General features: G+C 62.9%; 17 protein-coding genes. 12 read left to right on the top strand and 5 right to left on the bottom strand.

Translation table 11 applies throughout. The annotated features are described in order from the left end of the window. Window positions 1-2: 2 nt before the first annotated feature. Complete coding sequence (locus ACT54B_RS02205; RefSeq protein WP_476042550.1) at window positions 3-1,559, top strand: trimethylamine methyltransferase family protein; 1,557 nt, start codon at window positions 3-5, stop codon at window positions 1,557-1,559. 178 nt (window positions 1,560-1,737) lie between these two features. Here ACT54B_RS02205 and ACT54B_RS02200 read toward each other — a convergent pair whose 3' ends face one another. From ACT54B_RS02200 to ACT54B_RS02190, 3 genes are read right to left on the bottom strand one after another with little or no spacing between them, the layout of a single operon-like run. After that, entirely contained in the window at window positions 1,738-3,084 is a 1,347-nt protein-coding gene (locus ACT54B_RS02200) for an NAD(P)/FAD-dependent oxidoreductase (RefSeq protein ID WP_476042549.1), read from the bottom strand. Beyond that, window positions 3,081-4,580 (bottom strand): aldehyde dehydrogenase, encoded by a 1,500-nt coding sequence (locus tag ACT54B_RS02195; RefSeq protein ID WP_476042548.1) that lies wholly within the window; start codon window positions 4,578-4,580, stop codon window positions 3,081-3,083. Before ACT54B_RS02195 ends, ACT54B_RS02200 begins: the two co-directional genes overlap by 4 nt. A 2-nt stretch (window positions 4,581-4,582) precedes the next feature. Beyond that, window positions 4,583-5,488 (bottom strand): dihydrodipicolinate synthase family protein, encoded by a 906-nt coding sequence (locus tag ACT54B_RS02190; protein ID WP_476042546.1) that lies wholly within the window; start codon window positions 5,486-5,488, stop codon window positions 4,583-4,585. Between the two features lie 150 nt (window positions 5,489-5,638). Between ACT54B_RS02190 and ACT54B_RS02185 the strand changes: the two genes are divergently transcribed. The 5 genes from ACT54B_RS02185 to ACT54B_RS02165 all read left to right on the top strand — a co-directional run bounded on the left by ACT54B_RS02185 (window position 5,639) and on the right by ACT54B_RS02165 (window position 10,616). Then, complete coding sequence (locus ACT54B_RS02185; protein ID WP_476042544.1) at window positions 5,639-6,727, top strand: quaternary amine ABC transporter ATP-binding protein; 1,089 nt, start codon at window positions 5,639-5,641, stop codon at window positions 6,725-6,727. Further along, window positions 6,727-7,668 (top strand): ABC transporter permease, encoded by a 942-nt coding sequence (locus ACT54B_RS02180; protein ID WP_476042542.1) that lies wholly within the window; start codon window positions 6,727-6,729, stop codon window positions 7,666-7,668. Before ACT54B_RS02185 ends, ACT54B_RS02180 begins: the two co-directional genes overlap by 1 nt. Window positions 7,669-7,706: 38 nt before the next feature. After that, complete coding sequence (gene proX / locus ACT54B_RS02175) at window positions 7,707-8,693, top strand: glycine betaine/L-proline ABC transporter substrate-binding protein ProX (RefSeq protein WP_476042541.1); 987 nt, start codon at window positions 7,707-7,709, stop codon at window positions 8,691-8,693. Between the two features lie 59 nt (window positions 8,694-8,752). Further along, window positions 8,753-9,703: a GlxA family transcriptional regulator gene (locus ACT54B_RS02170; RefSeq protein WP_476042540.1), complete on the top strand. Its 951-nt coding sequence runs from the start codon at window positions 8,753-8,755 to the stop codon at window positions 9,701-9,703. Between the two features lie 199 nt (window positions 9,704-9,902). Next, window positions 9,903-10,616, top strand: a complete 714-nt coding sequence (locus tag ACT54B_RS02165; RefSeq protein WP_476042539.1) for a GntR family transcriptional regulator — start codon at window positions 9,903-9,905, stop codon at window positions 10,614-10,616. A gap of 2 nt (window positions 10,617-10,618) precedes the next feature. On the opposite strand, the gene ACT54B_RS02160 is transcribed toward ACT54B_RS02165, so the two are convergent. Further along, complete coding sequence (locus tag ACT54B_RS02160; RefSeq protein ID WP_476042537.1) at window positions 10,619-11,206, bottom strand: dimethylsulfonioproprionate lyase family protein; 588 nt, start codon at window positions 11,204-11,206, stop codon at window positions 10,619-10,621. A gap of 182 nt (window positions 11,207-11,388) precedes the next feature. Here ACT54B_RS02160 and ACT54B_RS02155 point away from each other — a divergent pair, with 182 nt between their 5' ends. The 6 genes from ACT54B_RS02155 to ACT54B_RS02130 all read left to right on the top strand — a co-directional run bounded on the left by ACT54B_RS02155 (window position 11,389) and on the right by ACT54B_RS02130 (window position 16,927). After that, window positions 11,389-11,979: a TetR/AcrR family transcriptional regulator gene (locus ACT54B_RS02155; RefSeq protein ID WP_476042535.1), complete on the top strand. Its 591-nt coding sequence runs from the start codon at window positions 11,389-11,391 to the stop codon at window positions 11,977-11,979. After that, complete coding sequence (locus ACT54B_RS02150) at window positions 11,976-13,079, top strand: mandelate racemase/muconate lactonizing enzyme family protein (RefSeq protein WP_476042533.1); 1,104 nt, start codon at window positions 11,976-11,978, stop codon at window positions 13,077-13,079. The genes ACT54B_RS02155 and ACT54B_RS02150 overlap by 4 nt, the downstream gene beginning before the upstream one ends. A gap of 18 nt (window positions 13,080-13,097) precedes the next feature. Further along, on the top strand, window positions 13,098-13,829 hold the full coding sequence (locus tag ACT54B_RS02145) for an SDR family NAD(P)-dependent oxidoreductase (RefSeq protein WP_476042531.1): 732 nt from the start codon (window positions 13,098-13,100) through the stop codon (window positions 13,827-13,829). Then, complete coding sequence (locus tag ACT54B_RS02140; RefSeq protein WP_476042529.1) at window positions 13,829-14,560, top strand: SDR family NAD(P)-dependent oxidoreductase; 732 nt, start codon at window positions 13,829-13,831, stop codon at window positions 14,558-14,560. Before ACT54B_RS02145 ends, ACT54B_RS02140 begins: the two co-directional genes overlap by 1 nt. Before the next feature lie 361 nt (window positions 14,561-14,921). Continuing rightward, window positions 14,922-15,818, top strand: a complete 897-nt coding sequence (locus ACT54B_RS02135) for a LysR substrate-binding domain-containing protein (RefSeq protein ID WP_476042528.1) — start codon at window positions 14,922-14,924, stop codon at window positions 15,816-15,818. A 101-nt stretch (window positions 15,819-15,919) separates the two neighbouring features. Beyond that, window positions 15,920-16,927, top strand: a complete 1,008-nt coding sequence (locus tag ACT54B_RS02130) for an isopenicillin N synthase family dioxygenase (protein WP_476042526.1) — start codon at window positions 15,920-15,922, stop codon at window positions 16,925-16,927. A 78-nt stretch (window positions 16,928-17,005) separates the two neighbouring features. Here the strand turns inward: ACT54B_RS02130 and ACT54B_RS02125 are convergent, their stop codons facing one another. Beyond that, a complete protein-coding gene (locus tag ACT54B_RS02125) occupies window positions 17,006-17,731 on the bottom strand; it encodes an alpha/beta hydrolase (protein ID WP_476042524.1) in 726 nt (241 codons plus the stop codon). Window positions 17,732-17,956: the final 225 nt, after the last annotated feature.

Here is a 17,956-nt window from a genome sequence, read left to right as displayed (position 1 = left end):
GAATGACGGCGGCAGAACAGGTCAAACAGGCACGGAGCGGCGGACGCGGTGCGCGGCGGGCGCTCCGGAGCGCGCCGGATTTCCAGATGCTGCCCTCGCTCCACCGGGGCTTGCCGCTCTGCGAGCTGATGGATGCGGAGCATGTGGCGAAGATCGACAATGCCTCCATGGCCATTCTTGAAGAGGTCGGCGTCGTTTTCCGCGATCCGATCGCGCTGGAGGACTGGAAGCGGGCAGGGGCCAAGGTGGTTGGCGAGCGGGTCTATCTCGACCGCGCGCTGGTGCGGGAGCTGATCTCCACCATTCCCTCCGGCTGGACCTATCGCGCCCGCAATCCGGAAAAGAGCCTGCCCTTCGGCGGCAAGAACTCGATCTTCGTGCCGATGACCGGCGCGCCCTTCATCCGCGACCTCGAGGACAAGCGCCGCTGGCCGACGATTGCCGACCTCAACATGTTCCACAAGCTCGCCCACATGTCGCCGGCGCTGCATTCGACGGCCCATCACATCGTCGAGCCGATGGACATGAAGGTCTCGCACCGGCACCTTGCGATCACCTATTCGTCGATGAAATATTCCGACAAGACCTTCATGGGCATGACGACCTCCGGCAAGAACGCCGAGGATGTGATGGACATGTGCGAAATCCTGTTCGGCCGGGAGGTGATGGAAACGACACCGGTGACGACGGGGAACTGCAACGGCAATTCGCCGCTCGTCTGGGACGAGACCATGCTGTCGGCCATGCGTGCCTTCTGCAAGCGCAACCAGCCGGTTCTCTGCTCGCCTTTCGTGCTGGGTGGCGCGAACACCCCGGCTTCCGTGGCACCTGCCGTGGCGCAGCTCAACGCCGAAGCGCTTTCGGCGCTCGCCTATACGCAGGTCATCCGCAAGGGCTGCCCGGCGATCTACGGTCACTATCTCTCGACCGTCTCTATGAAGTCGGGTGCGCCGATGGCCGGCACGCCGGAGATTTCGCTGATGAACTTCATGATCGGGCAGATGGCGCGCTTCTACAACGTGCCCTGGCGCACCTCCAACCTGCTTGGTGGCGCGAAGACCTTCGACGCGCAGGCGGGCTATGAAAGCGCCATGACCATGAACGCCGTGCTGCATGCCGGTGCCAACTATATCTGGCATTCGGCGGGCTGGAACGAGGCGGGCATGCATTGCTCGGTCGCGAAGTTCGTGGTCGATGCCGAGATGTGCGCCATGGGCTACCGCATGGCCGAAGGCGTGCGCTGGGACGATTTCGATGAGGCCATAGCGGCGGTGCGCGACGTCGGCCCCGGTGGCCATTATCTCGGCCATCCCCATACGCAGGCAAACTTCGAGCGCGCCTTCTTCATGCCGAAGATGTTTGACAACAACTCGATCGAGCAGTGGCAGGCGGAAGGCGGTCACGAGATTACCGAGCGCGCACTGAAGCAGGCCCGCTGGCTGCTGGACGAATATATCGAGCCCAAGCTGGATGCGGGCGTGGATGAGGCACTGCGCGATTACATCGCCCGTCGCGAGCGGGAAATTCCCGCCGTGGACGAGCTGAATACGGAGCATTGACGGAAACGGGTTGTCGTTCCAGCAGGGCGTGGTTCCCCCCACCGTCCTGCTGTCTTCGGGCCGGAAGACCTTTGAGAGAGGGTTTTCCGGCCCTTTTCGTCTGAAATCTCACACGAAAAAGGCTGCCAATGCTGGAGCAATGGCAGCCTGAGGCTCGGGAGAATAAAACGGGAAACGATCACTCGGCGCGGGCGCGCCATTCCTTGTACCGCAGGAAGAGATTGGCGCCGACCGTCGAGAAGGGCCGGGGGGCAAGCTTCTTCGGTTCCTCCTCTGCAAGGAAGTGTTCGGTGAGGGCGGAGCGCTTCTTCAGGACGAGATCCGCCGTTGCCATGCCGAGAAGCGTCGAGCGCACCGTGCCGAGCCCGTTGCACCCGCAGGCCGAGTAGAGGCCGGGCTCCAGTTCCCGCATCACCTCGACGCCGTTCCAGGTCAGGCAGAGATGCCCGGCCCAGGTATATTCCTGCTTCACATCTGCGAGTTCCGGGAAACGATCGGCAAATTTCTGGCGATGAACTCTCGCGGTGCGTTCGATGGAGGTCTGGCTCGGATTCATCTCGGGCAGGAACTCCGCACAGGTGCGCGTCACGATCCGGTTGCCGCCCTGGGCGGTATCGATGCGGCGCATGGTGGTGCCCATCGGATCCGACGGCGTCACACCCCAGCGCGGCTGGCCGCCGAGCTTTTTCAGGCTCTCGCTGTCGAGATCGACCGTCATCGAGGCGTAGAGGAAGACATGCATGAGACGGTTTTCGGCAAAGCCGAAGCTTTCGAGATGGCCGTTGTTCGCGAGGATCACGGTTCCCGAGGTGATCTTGCCTTTCGGCGTCGTCACGCTCCAGCCGTTTCCGCGGCGCTCGATGGCCGTCGCCGGGGTGTTCTCGAAGACCGAAACGCCGCTCCGCCTCAGTCCGGCGCCATAGGCGCGAATGAAGCCCGCCGGCTGGATCATGACGGTGCCCGGCGTATAGAGGCCGGACATGTAGTGGCGGCTGCCCGTCACCTCGTGCATGGCCTTGGCATCGAGCATCTCGTTGGTCTCGCCGAGAAAGGTGAGATGTTTCGAATAGCTCACATTGTGCTGATGGCCGGTGTCGCCCGCCGCGCCGTTGATCTTGCCTGCCGGATCGAAAAAGGCAGGGTTGATGCCGTAATCCTCGACGGCGGCACGGGAAAAGGCGATGGCCTCGCGGTTGAGCGCGATCATCGCCCGGTCTTCCTTCTCGCCCTTGCCGGCATAATCATCCGAGGAAAGATCATGGGGCAGGTCGATCATGAAGCCTGAGTTGCGACCGGAAGCGCCCTCGGCAAGCCGGCCTGCCTCCAGAACGGCAATCTTGAGCGACGGATCGGCAAGCCTCAGCCTGCGGGCGGCGGCAAGCCCGGCAAAGCCGCCGCCGATAATGGCGACGTCGACGGCGCTATCACCGTCGAGCGTCACGGGCGCGTCCTGGCCGGGCAGGATCGCGCTCCAGGCGGCCGGTCCGCGCTGGACCGGCAGACGTCTTGCCTGATGGGTGCTCAATTCACGGCCTCGTCCTGATCGTCGGTCAAATCAACCCAGATGGTCTTGATCTGTGTATACTGATCATGGGCGTGAATGCCATTGTCCCGTCCACCGAAACCGGAGGCCTTGAAGCCGCCGAAGGGCGTGGTGATGTCGCCTTCGCCGAAGGAATTGACCGTCACCGTGCCGGCCCGGATGGCGCGCGCGCCGCGGATCGCCCGCTTGGTATTCGCGGTGTAGATCGAGGCGGCAAGCCCGTATTCGGTATCATTGGCAAGCGCGATGGCCTCATCGAAGGTCTCGACCGTCAGCACGGTCAGCACCGGGCCGAAGATTTCCTCGCGCACAGCCTTTGCATTGCGGTCGGCGATGTCGATGATCGTCGGTTCGACGAAACCCTTCTCCGCCTTGCCACCCAGCAGAACCTTCTGTCCCTTCTCGAGGAAGGAGGACACCTTGTCGAAATGGGACTTCGAGACGAGGGCACCGACGCGGTTTTCCGGGTTGAGCGGATCGCCCATCGGCCATTCGCGGGCATGCGCCACGATGCGCTTGATCAGCTTGTCCTTGATGCCGCTCTGGACGATGAGGCGCGAGGAGGCCGAGCAGTTCTCGCCCATGTTCCAGAAGGCGCTGTTGACGATGTGGGCAGCGACGCGGTCGAGGTTCTCGGCATCATCAAGGACCACGGCCGGGTTCTTGCCGCCCATTTCGAGCGTCACTTCCTTGAGGTTCGACTCGGAGGCATATTTCAGGAAACGGCGGCCGGTCGCGGTCGAGCCGGTGAAGGAAACGGCGTCGATATCCATATGGCGGCCGATGGCTTCACCCACGTCAGCACCGCCGCCGGGGACAACGTTGAACACGCCTGCGGGGATCCCTGCTTCCATGGCGAGCTCGGCAATGCGCAGCGCCGTCAGCGAGGTTTCAAGCGCGGGCTTGACGATGATCGAGTTGCCGGCGGCCAGCGCCGGGCCGATCTTCCAGGCCAGCATCAGCAGCGGGAAGTTCCATGGCAGCACGAGACCGACGACGCCGACCGGCTCGCGCACCACCATGGCAATGTGGTTGTCGGAAGCGGGCGATACCTGGTCATAGATCTTGTCGATCAGTTCCGCATGCCACTTGATGCAGTGGATGGTTTCCGGCACGTCCACCGTCTCGCAGTCGTAGATGGTCTTGCCGCTGTCGAGGCTTTCCATGACCGCGAGTTCGCGGGCGTTGCGCTTGATGAGCTTGGCAAGCTTGATCAGCACTGCCTTGCGCTCGCCCGGATGCAGGCGGGACCAGCGGCCGTCCTCGAAGGCGTCACGCGCCTTCTGCACGGCCAAGTCCACATCGGCGGAACCGCAGGCGGCGACCTTTGCCAGCAGTTCGCCGGTTGCCGGATTGGTAGTGTCGAATGTCTTGCCCGAAAGCGCCGGGCGGAAGGAGCCGTCGATGAAGGCCTGGGTCGGCAGTTCGAGGCTTACGGCAATCGCCTTGTATTCTTCGGTGGTGAGAAGATCGCTCATGGTCATGCCTCCGATTCGATTTCAGCGATCGTGCGCTTCAAGACGCGTACGACCTGTTCCAGCTGCCGCTTGTCATCCTTGTTGAGCGCCTTCAGCGGCGGGCGCGGCGGCCCGGCATAGAAGCCTTCCATCTCGCAGCCATGCTTGATGCACTGGATGAACTTGCCGCCCTGTTCGAGCACGCGCATCAGCGGCATCATCGCCGACATGATGCGGCGGCCCTTGTCGAAATTGCCCTCGATGGCGCAGGCCTTCCAGAGTGCGATATGCTCCTTCGGCAGGAAGTTCGAGCCGCCGCAGACCCAGGACCGCGCGCCCCAGGCGAAGAATTCCAGCGCCTGATCGTCCATGCCGCAGGACATCTGGATATGCGGATAGTCGCGGGCGAGAAGGTGCACGCGGTTGATGTCACCCGAGCTTTCCTTGATCGACTGGAAGTTCCGGCTGCGGCCCGCACGGTCGAGGAACTCCTCGCCCATGTTGATGCCCATGCGTCCCGGATAGTTGTAGAGCATGATCGGCAGGTCGGCGGCGCGGTCGATGGCGAGCGCATTCAGCGCGTTCTCGCGTTCGGTCGGCACGGAATAGGGCGGCGAGCCGACGAGGATCGCATCCGCGCCGATCTTTGCAGCCGTCTCGGCCATGGTGATCGAATCGGGCAGGCGGATCGCGACCGTGCCGATGATCAGCGCCGTGCGGTTGCCGATGATCTCCTTGGCGAGCGTCGCCATCTCGATGCGCTCTTCCATGGACTGGGCGTAGTACTCGCCCGTCGAGCCGCCATTGATGATGCCATGCACGCCGGATGCAATCAGGTGCTCGATCATCCGGGCAAAAGCGTCGCGGTCGATGGAGCCGTCCTCCCGGTGCGGCGTGATCACGGGCGTATAGATACCCTCGAACCTCATGTCGTTCCTCTTTCGCTGCAATCCGCCTCTCGGGACGGGCTGTTGTCCTGTGTTCATTTCATAGACGACAAGAATACATATTGTCTATCCGAAAAATTTATGCTGTAACAGAGAAAGAAGACAGACCGATGACGGCGCAGTGGAGGGCGAATGGCTGGCGAGACGACAGAGGCGGTGATCCGCTGCGAAGGGATCTGGAAGGTCTTTGGCTCCAAGCCGAAGGAAGCCATGGCGGCCATTCACAATGAGGGCCTGTCCAAGAACCAGATCCGCGATCGCTTCAATTGCGTGGTCGGCGTGCGCGATGCGACGTTCAGCGTCGGGCGCGGCGAGATCTTCTGCATCATGGGGCTTTCGGGTTCCGGCAAGTCGACCCTGATCCGGCACATCAACCGGCTGATCGAGCCCACCGAGGGCTCCGTCTTCATCGAGGGCCGCAATGTCAACCAGATGGGCGCCGGGGAACTGCGGCAGCTGCGCGCGGAAAAGATCGGCATGGTGTTCCAGTCCATGGCGCTGATGCCGCACCGGAACGTGATCGACAATGTCGGCTTTTCGCTCGAGGTGCGTGGCGTTGCCGAACGGAAGCGCCGCGAGGTGGCCCATCATGCGATTGACGCGGTGGAGCTGACCGGATGGGACATGAAGTATCCGGACGAGCTGTCCGGCGGCATGCAACAGCGCGTCGGACTCGCCCGCGCGATTGCGGCAGACCCGACCATTCTGTTGATGGACGAGCCCTTCTCGGCGCTCGATCCGCTCATTCGCCATCAGCTGCAGGGAACCTTCATGAAGCTCTCGGCAGAGCTTCACAAGACGACCGTCTTCATCACCCACGACCTCGACGAGGCAATCCGCATCGGCGACCGCATCGCGATCATGAAGGACGGCGTGCTCGTCCAGATCGGAACGCCCGAGGAGATCGTCACCAATCCTGCCGACGACTATGTAGCACAGTTCGTGGCCGGCATCTCGAAGCTCAATCTCGTCACCGCTGCCAAGGTCATGCAGCCGCTCGACAAGGTCCGGCAGGAGACCGGGCTTGCGGATCTCGAAGCCTGCCCGGTCGCAAGCCCGGACGACAAGCTCAACGTGCTGGTGGACCGCTCCATCGGCACCACCCATCCCATCCTCGTCAAGGCGGGCGACACGATTGTCGGCGTCGTCACCAAGGACGCCCTGTTGCGCGGCATACAGGGCCGCGAGAAGGCCGACCTGCATTTCAAGGGAGCGCATTGATGGAAAACGAGACCCCGTTCGACTGGCTCAATCCTTTTGCCAGCATCAATCTTGGCATCGCCGAGCGTTCCGACGGCATCAAGGACTGGGCGATCAGCCATCGCGAGACGATGCAGCCGATCAAGTCCTTCTTCGATATGCTGATCAAGGCCATCGAGGGCACGTTCCAGTCCATTCCGCCGCTGGTCATGCTGGTCATGATCGGGCTCATCGCCTGGCAGGTCGCCGGTCGTCGCGCCGCGATCTACGCGGTTTCGGCGCTCATCGTGCTGGGCATCCTGTCGCCCGACGCCTGGGGCCTGGCCATGACGACGCTTGCCATCGTCATCGCTTCGGTGATCGTCGCCGTCATCATCGGTCTGCCGCTCGGCATTCTCGCCGGTAAAAGCGATCGCTTCGAAGCGGTGCTGCGCCCCGTGCTCGACACCATGCAGACCATTCCGGCCTTCGTTTATCTCGTCCCGGTCGTCATGCTCATCGGCATCGGCAATGTCTCGGGCGTGATCGTCACGATCATCTTCGCGCTTGCCCCGCTCATCCGTCTCACCTCGCTCGGCATCCGCACCGTCAATCCGGCGGTGGTGGAAGCGGCCCGCGCCTTCGGCGCGACGCCCGGGCAGATTCTCTACAAGGTCGAGCTGCCCATGGCGACGCCGACCATCTTCGCCGGGCTGAACCAGACCATCATGCTGTCACTCTCCATGGTCGTCGTCGCCTCGATGATCTCGGTCAAGGGGCTTGGCAACGAGGTGCTGCGCGCCATGGGTCGCCTCGACGCCGGCAAGGCCATCGTCAGCGGGCTCGGCATCGTCATGCTGGCGATCGTCCTCGATCGCATCACCCAGGGTCTCGGCCGTTCCGGCCGTGAGCGCGGGCACAAGAATTGGTGGCAGACAGGCCCGATCGGCCTCGTCACGCAACTGATCGGCCGGAAGAACTGACCGGCCAAGGGAATGAACAACAACTGGGAGCAAATGAAATGAAAAAGCTTTTTGCTGCAAGTGCAGTGATGCTGTCGCTTCTCGCGCAGCCCCTGCTGGCCAATGACAAGCCGGGTGAAGGCAAGACGATCCGTCCGATCCTGCCCGTACAGATCGAAGAGCATTTCCAGCACAAGATCCTTTTCCACGCGCTGAAGGATCTCGGCTACACGCTCGCCGACGCGAACGAGGCCGAATATCAGACCATCCACGTGGCGCTCGGTGCCGGCGACGCCGATTTCACCGCCGTGTCCTGGGATACGCTCCATGATGCCTTCTATCAGGCAGCCGGCGGCGACAAGGTTCTCTCGAAGGTCGGCACCTATATCGAAGGCGCACTCCAGGGCTACGTCATCGACAAGAAGACCTATGACTCGGGCATCAAGGATCTGAGCCAGCTGAAGGACCCGAAGGTCGCCGCCCTCTTCGACGCCGATGGCGACGGCAAGGCCGATCTCGCGGGCTGCATTCCCGGCTGGGGCTGCGAGCGCGTGATCGAGCATGCCCTCGACGAATACAAGCTGCGCGACACCGTCACCCACAACCAGGGTGAATATCAGGCCATGATCGCCGACGTGATGGCGCGCTTCAAGAACGGCAAGCCGGTTCTCTACTACGCCTGGACGCCTTACTGGGTCTCGGGTGCGCTGGTGCCGGGCAAGGATGTCGAGTGGCTGTCGGTTCCCTACACCTCGCTGCCCGATGGCGCGAAGGCCAACACCACCTTCAACGGCAAGAACATGGGCTTTGCCGTCGATAACATCCGTATCGTGGCCCGCAACGACTTCCTCAAGGACAACCCGGCTGCCAAGAAGCTCTTTGAAGTGGCCAAGCTCGACATCAACGACGTCTCTGCCGAGAACAAGCAGATCCAGGACGGCGAGAAGACCGATGCCGACATCGAGAAGCACGCGGAAGCCTGGATCAAGGCGCACCAGGACGTCTATGACGGCTGGCTGAAGGCTGCTCGCGACGCTGCCAACTAACGAAATCCGGGGCGCCGTCTCTGCGGCGCCCCGTTTTCCCGTTTTGATGGACCGACATCATGGACAAGACAACGGATTTCGTCTTTCTCCTCGTCGAGGAGTTTTCGCATCTCGCCTTTTCCTGCGCGCTGGAGCCTTTGCGGATCGCCAATCTGGTGGCGGACAAGGAGCTCTACCGCTGGCGGCTTGCCTCGGTCGATGGCATATCCGCAACCTGTTCCAACAAGGCGGTGACGCTGGTCAATGCCGGGCTGACACCCGTCCCGCGCGGCGAGCATCTGTTTCTCGTCTCCGGCATCAACGTGCACAATCACGTGTCGCCGAAGCTTCTTTCCTACCTCCGCGCCGAACGCGCCCGCGGCACGCCCATCGGGGCCATCTGCTCGGGCGCCTATGTGCTGGCGGAGGCGGGTTTTCTCGATGGCCGCAAGGCTGCCATCCACTGGGAGTTCCACGATCTTTTCACGGAGGAATTTCCCGAAGTCGATCTCGTCAAATCGGTCTTCGTGGCGGATGAGAAATACGTGACCGCCTCGGGCGGCGCGGCGGCGGCAGACCTCATGCTGCACATGATCGCGCAGGACCACGGTCGCGATCTGGCTGCGGCCGTGGCAGACCAGATGGTCTACAACGCGGTGCGCGAAGGCAGCGCCACCCAGAGAACCTCCTTCCGCTCCCGTTACGGTACGCGCAACAGCCGGCTCGGCGAGGCCGTGCGTATGATGGAAGAGAACATCGAAACGCCGCTTTCCTCCCGCGACATGGCGCGCAAGCTTGGCATTTCGACCCGGCAACTCGAGCGCATTTTCGGTCGGTATCTGGATACGACGCCGAAGAAGTACCTGCTCGAACTCCGGCTTCACCGGGCGCGGCATCTGATCGTGCAGTCGGACCAGGCGATTACCGAAATCGCCATGGCCTGCGGTTTCAACTCCACGTCCCACTTTTCCAAGGTGTATCGGCAGCACTTCGGCAAGTCGCCGGCCAGCCAGCGCAACACGCTGAACTGAGGGCAAACGAGGCAACACAACGACTTTCGTCGCCGCAGGTCTTGACCCGCGGCGGATGAAGCGGAATTGTCCGTTTCGTCGACTGTTCGATAGTGCCGCACTGCGGAAAGTCGACATCTTATCCGGCCTCGCTCCCTCCCGCACATATTGACATGATCCGAAATGTCTACATATTGTCTACAGACAATAGAGGTGAATCATGCCGAGTTCCGATTTGTTCGACGCGCCAGAGGGCCAAGACCGCAAGGCTTTGCTCGACCATACGCTCCGCCGGCGCATTCTGACGATGGAGCTGGCGCCGGGCGCGGTTCTGGACGAAATGGCGCTGAGCGAGGAATTCGGGCTTTCCCGGCCACCGGTTCGCGAGACGATGCGACAGCTTGCGGGCGAGGGGTTCATCGAGCTTGAGCAGAACCGGGCGGCGCGCGTGACCTCCATGAGCTATCAGACGCTGCGGGACTTCTTCCTCGCCGCACCGATGATCTATACGGCCACCACCCGTCTCGCAGCGCTGAACCGGACGAGCCGGGAGATCGAGGAACTCAAGCAGATCCAGGCAAAGTTCCGGGAAGCCGTTCGCAGCGGTGATGTCGAGGCGCGTGTCTTTCTGAACAATCGCTTTCACCTCTTCATCGGCGAGATGGCACACAATGTCTATCTCATCCCCAGTCTCCGCCGGCTGCTGATCGACCATGCCCGGATCGGCAAGACCTTCTATCAGGAGCAGGACGACCCGCGGCAGCACGGGAATCTGGATACCGCGGTGGAACAGCATGATGCGATCATCGCTGCAATCGAAAAGCGGGATGCGCCGGCCGCCGAGGACCTGATCAAGGCCCATTGGGAGCTCTCCCGGCGCAACATGGCGATGTATGCGACGCCGGAAGGTCTGGACGTTCCGCTCGGCTCCTGAACTCAGACGGACAACAAGGCCCAGAAGGCAAAAAGCGGCCTGTCGCCCGCACGCATGGCATGACCGATTGCGGGCGTGTTGTAGAAGCTGCCGCCCACGCCCGGTGAAAACCAGTTGCTCTCCCCGTGCCTGAACTCTCCCTTACTCATGACGAGATAGGTTTCCTCCGGAGCGTGATCATGGTCCGGGTAACGCACGTTCGGGGCCAGAAGCGATGCGCCGAGCATCAGGCCTCCATGCTCCTCCAGACCGCCAGGGCCAAAGACCATCGTGTTCGCATGACCGTCCGGAAAATCCGGGCTTGCCGTGTCATCCCAGGTCGCGCGTCGATACCAGGTGAGGCGCGGCTCGATCCTTCGGAAAGCCTCCGCCAGCGCCGTCATATCGGGATCGCCGAACGCTCCTGAGAGCGCCGCATCGAGATGACGGCATACCGGCAGGCGCGCGCCGTCCTTTTTACTCGTTTCCCCTGTCGTCTCCAGACGCGAGAAGATCGTCTCCACGGACGTGCGGGATCGGCCGCCGGGCGAGACCTTGAGAAAGGCGTTTCGCGCCGTGTCGAGAAACGTCTGGAGATCTGGGTCGCGCATCTTGTCTCGCCTTATCCGCGGCTGGTTTCCTCAGGTGCCGTGCAAGGATTGAACCTTGTTTCTGATGGGAAAACAAGTGGTTGTCGCCACCGCGCCCAGTCATGTCGGTTCTTGCCGTCGAGGGGTCGGTTTCGTGCCGCACAGGGTAGAGCGATCATTCTACCTTTCTCTTCATGACAAGGATGAAGCAGAAGATCGCCAGCGAACTGGACCGGCAATTCGCCGAAATGGGCTTTGCCGAACAGGGCGTCGGGGCGCTGAGGGCGGGGGCGGATGTTTCGCTCCGCACGCTCTACAAATATTTCCCCAGCCGTGAGGCCATGGTGGTCGGTGCGCTCCAGCACCGGGATGCCGCCTATTTCGCCTGGCTGAGCGGCGGGCCGGAAACCGGCATTGCCCATGTGCTCTATCCGATCGTTCGGCTTGCGGACTGGCTGAACGGGGTTGCGAACACGGGTTGCCTCTTCCTGAATGCCTTGGCCGCCTATCCCGAAAGCGCGGCCATCCGCGCGGTGGTGGTGGATCACAAGGCACGTCTGGCGGCCGAGTTCGTGCAGCGCCTCGAGAAGATCGCACCGGGCAGGCCGGTGGAAGCGCTCGCCGAGACGCTTTTTCTTCTCCACGAGGGCATGACGCAGACTGCGCGACTGCATGGGCAGGAGCGCGCCGCGCGTGCGGCGCTGCAGGCGGCGAGGGCCGCACTGTCGGCCGAAGGATTCAACGAAGACCATTCCGCCGGGCGCCCGGCGCAGGAAAACGAGGATAGCCCATGAAAATCAGGAAAATCGACATCTACAGCCATGACCTGCCGGTCAAGAACGGGCCGTACAAGATGGCCAATGCGCTGGTCTGGTCGTTGCAGACGACGATTGTCCGCCTTACGGTCGAGGATGGCACGGAGGGCTGGGGCGAAACCTGCCCGGTTGGGCCGACCTATGCGGAAGCGCATGCTGCCGGCGCGGTCGCGGCGCTCACGGAAATGGCGCCGGGGCTCGTCGGGGCCGACCTCTGGCCGCTCAGCCTTCAGCGCAAGATGGACAGCCTGCTGAATGGGCACAATTACGCCAAGGCCGCCATCGATATCGCTGCCCATGACCTCATCGGCAAGAAGCTCGGCGTGCGGGTCTGCGATCTGCTGGGCGGCGCGGTGACGGAGCGCGTCCCGTCCTACTTCGCAACGGGCGTCGGCACGCCTGACGAGATTGCCAAAGTTGCGCGTGAAAAGATGGAGGAGGGGTTTCCCCGCCTGCAGGTCAAGGTCGGCGGACGCCCGGTCGAGGTGGATGTCGAAGTGGTGCGCAAGGTCTGGGAGGTTATCGGGGGTTCCGGCATGCGGCTTGCCGTCGATGCCAACCGCGGATGGACCACCCGCGACGCGTTGCGCATGAGCCGCGAATGCCCGGACATTCCCTTCATCATGGAACAGCCGTGCAACGCCGTCGAGGACATCCAGAAGATCCGCCCGCAGGTGCATCACGGCATCTACATGGATGAGAACAGCATCAATCTGAACACGGTCATTACGGCCGTCGGCACCAATCTCGTGGATGGCTTCGGCATGAAGGTGACCCGCATCGGCGGCCTTCACAACTACGCCGTCTTCCGCGACATCTGCGCGGCGCGGAACCTGCCGCATACGGCAGACGATGCCTGGGGCGGAGACATCATCCATGCGGCCTGCACCCACGCAGGCGCCACCGTCAACCCGAAAAACTTCGAGGGCGCTTGGCTCGCCTCGCCCTATGTCGAGGGCCATTACGACAGCCGGAACGGCATCGACATCGTCGGTGGTCACATCGCGCTGCCGAAGGGGCCGGGTCTCGGTGTCGTTCCGGATGAAGGCGTTTTCGGCAGCCCGGTTGCAAGCTTCTAATCCATCAGAGGGATGATCATGAGATTTTCCGGAAAGATCGCGCTCGTCACGGGCGCTGCCGGCGGAATCGGTGCTGCCATCGTCAAGCAGCTTCGTGCCGAGGGGGCGAAGGTCGCGGTCGCCGACCGCGATGTTTCGCATGTCGAGGCGGACGCCCATCTGCCGGGCGACCTGCTGGACCCTGCCTATGCGGACGGTCTGCCGCAAGCCGTCGTGGAAGCGCTCGGGGGCCTCGATATCGTCGTCAACAATGCGGGCGTCATCACCCGTGGCAAGGTGACGGAAACGTCGGACGCGGACTGGGACCTTTCCGTCGGCGTGAACGTGCAGGCCCCGTTCCGGGTCAGCCGCGCGGCGATACCGATCCTGGCCGCGTGCGGCGGTGGCGCCATCGTCAATACCGCGTCCTGCTGGGGGCTGCGGCCCGGCCCGAACCATGCGGTCTATTGCATGACCAAGGCGGCGATTGCGTCGCTGACCCAATGCATGGGCATGGACCACGCGCACCAGAATATCCGCATCAATGCCGTGGCCCCCAACGAGGTGAACACGCCGATGCTGCGGACAGGCTTCATCAAGCGTGGCTTCGATCCGGATACGGCTGTCGCCGAGCTTGGCAAGACCGTTCCGCTTGGGCGTATCGCCGAACCGGAGGACATCGCCGACGTCGTTCTCTTCCTCGCATCCGATGCCGCCCGCTATCTTTGCGGCTCAATCGTTGAGGTCAACGGCGGAAAGGCGGTGTCCTGATGCGGTTCGGGGACAAGGTCGCGCTCGTCACCGGCGGACGGTCAGGAATCGGGCAGGCCATCGCTCGCCGTCTTGCGGAAGAAGGTGCCCGGGTCTTCACGGCCCAACGCGGCGAAGATGCCGCATTCGAGTTCATCGCTACGGATTTTGCCGATCCGGCCAATGCCGCGAAGGTGGTGGAGGCCGTGGTGGAAAGGGCAGGGCAGCTCGACGTTCTCGTCAACAATGCCGGGATGATGCAGGAGGCGCTTGCGGAGGAGATGTCGCTCGCCGACTGGGAGCGCAACATTGCCGTCAACCTCACGACGCCGTTCATGCTGATCAAGGCCGCCTTGCCGCACCTGCGCAAGACAGCCGGCTCCATCGTCAATATCGGCTCCATCGAAGGACTGGGCTCGAACCCGAAGCACGCGGCCTACTGCGCTACCAAGTCCGGGCTTCACGGACTGACGCGCGCCATTGCCGTCGACCACGGTGCTGAAGGCATCCGATGCAATGCTGTGGCCCCCGGCTGGATCGACACGGACCTGAACGTCGACTTCATCGAGAGCATGCCGGACCCGCAAGCCTTCCGCCGGGAGATCGGCCGCATCCACCCGGTCGGGCGGACCGGCAAGCCGGAAGAAGTCGCCGCGCTCGTTGCATGGCTGGCATCACCCGAAGCGGGCTTCGTGACCGGTCAGGTCTGGACCGTCGACGGCGGGCGCATGGCCAGGCTCAGCCTGCCCTGAAGCCCAGGGGCGCGCAGGCCTAGATGTGATCTTTCAGAATGTTGGTCCTTCGGGGCGGATCTAGGAGACTGGAGTACCCACACCTCTGTTTTCCAGGTTCGCTCCGAATGCATATTCACAAGAATGAGCGACTGACGCCCTTGCGCCGAGAAGACAGGGCACTGGCCGATGAAGCCGGACGGGTACAGTGTCAATGTCCGCTGCCTGGAAGGCGTCGATCTGGACAGTCTTGAAGTCGAAGCCTGTGACGGGCAGGCCCTGGACCTGCCGGATCGATAAGATGAGATAATCGCTCGAAGGACTTGATCGATCGCCGCTCCATCTGCTTTCCTCTCCCATAGGCCCCGAGGAAGGACATGTCATGCCGAGCCCCTACGACTTTTCGTCCATGACGGCGCTGATCTGTTTCGAGGCGGCGGCCAGACGGTTGAGCTTTCGCCGCGCGGCGGAGGAGCTGAACGTCACGCCGGCTGCCATCAGCCACCAGATCAAGGCGCTCGAGGCGGATCTTGGCTGTGCTCTCTTCATGCGGCGCAGCCGGGGCGTGGACCTTACCGAAAAGGGAGCGTTGCTTTTCGTCACCATCCAGCGCAGCTTCGAAAGCATGTCCGATGCCGTCATCCGGACCCGGGATCGGCAAGACGCCGTCGATGTGACGATCCGGGCCACCACCGCCGTCAGCTCGCTGTGGCTTACGCCGAAGATCTCGGCCTTCTGGAAGGTCTATCCGAAGATCACCGTTTCCCAGACGGTCAGCGATGTGCCGGATCGGGTGCACCGCTGCGATCTCAGCATCCATTATGGCAGCGAGAAGCCTGATGCGGACGCAGCCATCCTTCCCCTGTTCAAGGACCATATCGTTGCCCTGGCCGCCCCCGGTTTTGCCGACCGGCATGGCATCCGCTCGATCGGTGATCTTGCGCGTGCACCGCTGGTGCATCTCGACACGGAAGAAACGGACTGGACCACATGGGATGAATGGTTTGCCCATTTCGGGCAGGAGCCATCGCGCGATGCGGGCTTCCGGGTGAACAATTACATGATTGCCCTGCAGGCCGCCCAGGATGGCATGGGCGCCGTGCTCGGTTGGGATGGATTGGCGGGGAAGTTGATCAGGGAAGGGCGGCTCTTGCCGCTCGTTCCCGAACGCATGCCGTCGCCGGTGCCGTTCTGCCTCAAGGTTCATCCCCGCGCATCGCAGAAGGCACGGCTCTTTGCCGACTGGGTCGCGCGCCATTGCCTGGGCGAGGCGATCTAGAGTTTAGTTCATCTAATCTCTCCGAAAATTTATTGCCGTTGTCGGATTGCGGCGTTGATAGCAACCTCGGGTCGGGTTCAACCGGACACTATGGGTGGAAAATGTCTATCGACCTCGTTGCAAAACTGGATGACAAGCTGCGCGCCAAGCGCGAGAGCTTCGACCGTATCCCCGTTATCGATATCGCACCGCTGCTCGATGGCAGTGACAAGATGTCTGTCGCCAGGCAGATCCGCTGGGCGCTGTCGAACGCCGGGTTCGTGTATGTCAAGAACCACGGCGTTTCGAAGGACTTCGTGGATTCCGTCTTCGATGTCACCCGGCGCTTCTTCGCGCTTCCCATGGACGAAAAGATGAAGCTGCATGTCAGCCATTCCGACGTCGCATTGCGTGGCTATATCGAGCCCTTCGGCGAAAATACCGATCCCGGCAAGACGCGCGACCTCAAGGAATGCTTCGATCTCGGGCCGGAGCGCGCGACGCTCGAAGGCCCCTTCTTCGGCCCGAACCAGTGGCCTGTTGCCTTTCCCGAGTTTCAGGAGCTGGTTTACGGCTATCACGAGAAGATGGTGACGCTGTCCAAAGAGTTGCTGAAGGGGATCGCCCTCAGCCTGGACCTGCCTGAAAACCATTTCGCACAGCTGATGACGAACCCGATCAGCATCCAGCGCCTGCTGCACTATCCGCCGCAGACCGGCTATGTCGGCGAAGACATCATCGGCATCGGCGCGCATACCGATTACGGCAACCTGACGATCCTCGCCCAGGACGACGTGGGCGGCCTCCAGGTGATGAACCGCGATGGCGACTGGATCGAGGGTACGCCGATCCCCGGCACCTTCGTCATCAACATCGGAGACCTCATCCAGCGCCTGACGAACAATGTCTATCTCGCCAACATGCACCGCGTGGTGAACACGTCCGGCCGCCAGCGCTACTCGATCCCCTTCTTCATCGACGCGGATTTCGATGCGGTGATCAAGCCGCTCGACAGCTGCGTGAGCGCGGACAATCCGGTGCGCTACCAGCCGGTCACCTGCGGCGCGCACAAATTCGGCCGTTTCGTCGCAAGCTATGCCCATCTGGCGGGCTACAAGGCGGCCAGCTAAGTCAGGCCGCGCCTGCGGGGCAGGGCGCTCCGCAGGCGCTGCTGCCTTGCTGTTCCAAGCCGTTGGGCCGGCGCCGGTCTATGCGGCGGGGAGGGCGCGTCCGGCATGGGCCGCGATGAGGAAGCGGGTTGCATCCCGGGCCAGGGTCGCCAGAAAGGCAGGGCGATCCGGGTGCGGATCGGTTGCTTGCGGCGGCAGATCGTTCATGAAGGTGAAGTGACCGGCCTCCTCCTCCACGTGAAGCTCGACCGGTACCCGGTCGGCCAGCGCCTGCCGGAGAAAAAGCGCGTGGGCAGGCGGGGTGATGTCGTCCCGTCCGCCCGCCCAGACCTGCAGCGGCGTCGTGACGGCATCCAGGGCGCCGGGTGGCCTGAAAAAGGCTGTCGGCGGGGTGAAGAGCACCAGCCCGTCGAAAGGACGAGTTGCCGGCCCGGCCACGCTTTCCCCTGAAAAGGTGGTTGCCGTTGCGCCCGCCATGACCAGCAGGATCACCGTTCCGATCGAATGGCCGACGCCGCTTACCGGACTGCCGGGCTCGCAGAACCGCTCAAGCGCAAAGTTCAGCCGGCGGGCTCTGAGCCGCAGCGCCTCCGCCGTCGGCACAGACGAGGGCAGCATGTCGAAATGCGGCGCAACCACCGTCATGCCGGACGCGGCCAAGGCCGCGAGCAGACCGGCATGCCGGCCCGGATTGCCGCCCCTGCCGGCCGCAAACAGGACCGAGCCCTTGCTTTGCCCGGGCACGGCGAGGCTCAGATCGAAGCGATCCTCGCCGTCGACGACCGATTGTGTGATCAGCTCCACCCGATTCTCCTTCCGCGCCCGTCTGCCGCCTGCATAGCGGGGTCAGGATACAGGTCCAGCCTGCCGCTGCAATGGCGCAAATTGGGGTCGCAAGCCGCGCCTGCCACGCGGTCAGGGGTGCCGCTTTGCGAACAGGAATGCCCGCAAAAGGCGATGTTGCCCCTGGCCGGAAATGTGTAGCCTTGCGCAGGAAAAGCGCGGGAGGAATCGGTACGGGGCCGAGGC

The organism is Gellertiella sp. DMC107 (assembly GCF_056313605.1).
This window is presented reverse-complemented; position numbering and strand designations above follow the sequence as displayed.

Coding starts and splice junctions, on each gene's coding strand:
- ACT54B_RS02145 (WP_476042531.1), top strand. CDS start 13,098: ATGAGATTTTCCGGAAAGATCGCGCTCGTCACGGGCGCTGCCGGCGGA.
- ACT54B_RS02190 (WP_476042546.1), bottom strand. CDS start 5,488: ATGAGGTTCGAGGGTATCTATACGCCCGTGATCACGCCGCACCGGGAG.
- ACT54B_RS02205 (WP_476042550.1), top strand. CDS start 3: ATGACGGCGGCAGAACAGGTCAAACAGGCACGGAGCGGCGGACGCGGT.
- ACT54B_RS02180 (WP_476042542.1), top strand. CDS start 6,727: ATGGAAAACGAGACCCCGTTCGACTGGCTCAATCCTTTTGCCAGCATC.
- ACT54B_RS02160 (WP_476042537.1), bottom strand. CDS start 11,206: ATGCGCGACCCAGATCTCCAGACGTTTCTCGACACGGCGCGAAACGCC.
- proX (WP_476042541.1), top strand. CDS start 7,707: ATGAAAAAGCTTTTTGCTGCAAGTGCAGTGATGCTGTCGCTTCTCGCG.
- ACT54B_RS02140 (WP_476042529.1), top strand. CDS start 13,829: ATGCGGTTCGGGGACAAGGTCGCGCTCGTCACCGGCGGACGGTCAGGA.
- ACT54B_RS02130 (WP_476042526.1), top strand. CDS start 15,920: ATGTCTATCGACCTCGTTGCAAAACTGGATGACAAGCTGCGCGCCAAG.
- ACT54B_RS02170 (WP_476042540.1), top strand. CDS start 8,753: ATGGACAAGACAACGGATTTCGTCTTTCTCCTCGTCGAGGAGTTTTCG.
- ACT54B_RS02150 (WP_476042533.1), top strand. CDS start 11,976: ATGAAAATCAGGAAAATCGACATCTACAGCCATGACCTGCCGGTCAAG.
- ACT54B_RS02155 (WP_476042535.1), top strand. CDS start 11,389: ATGAAGCAGAAGATCGCCAGCGAACTGGACCGGCAATTCGCCGAAATG.
- ACT54B_RS02165 (WP_476042539.1), top strand. CDS start 9,903: ATGCCGAGTTCCGATTTGTTCGACGCGCCAGAGGGCCAAGACCGCAAG.
- ACT54B_RS02185 (WP_476042544.1), top strand. CDS start 5,639: ATGGCTGGCGAGACGACAGAGGCGGTGATCCGCTGCGAAGGGATCTGG.
- ACT54B_RS02195 (WP_476042548.1), bottom strand. CDS start 4,580: ATGAGCGATCTTCTCACCACCGAAGAATACAAGGCGATTGCCGTAAGC.
- ACT54B_RS02135 (WP_476042528.1), top strand. CDS start 14,922: ATGCCGAGCCCCTACGACTTTTCGTCCATGACGGCGCTGATCTGTTTC.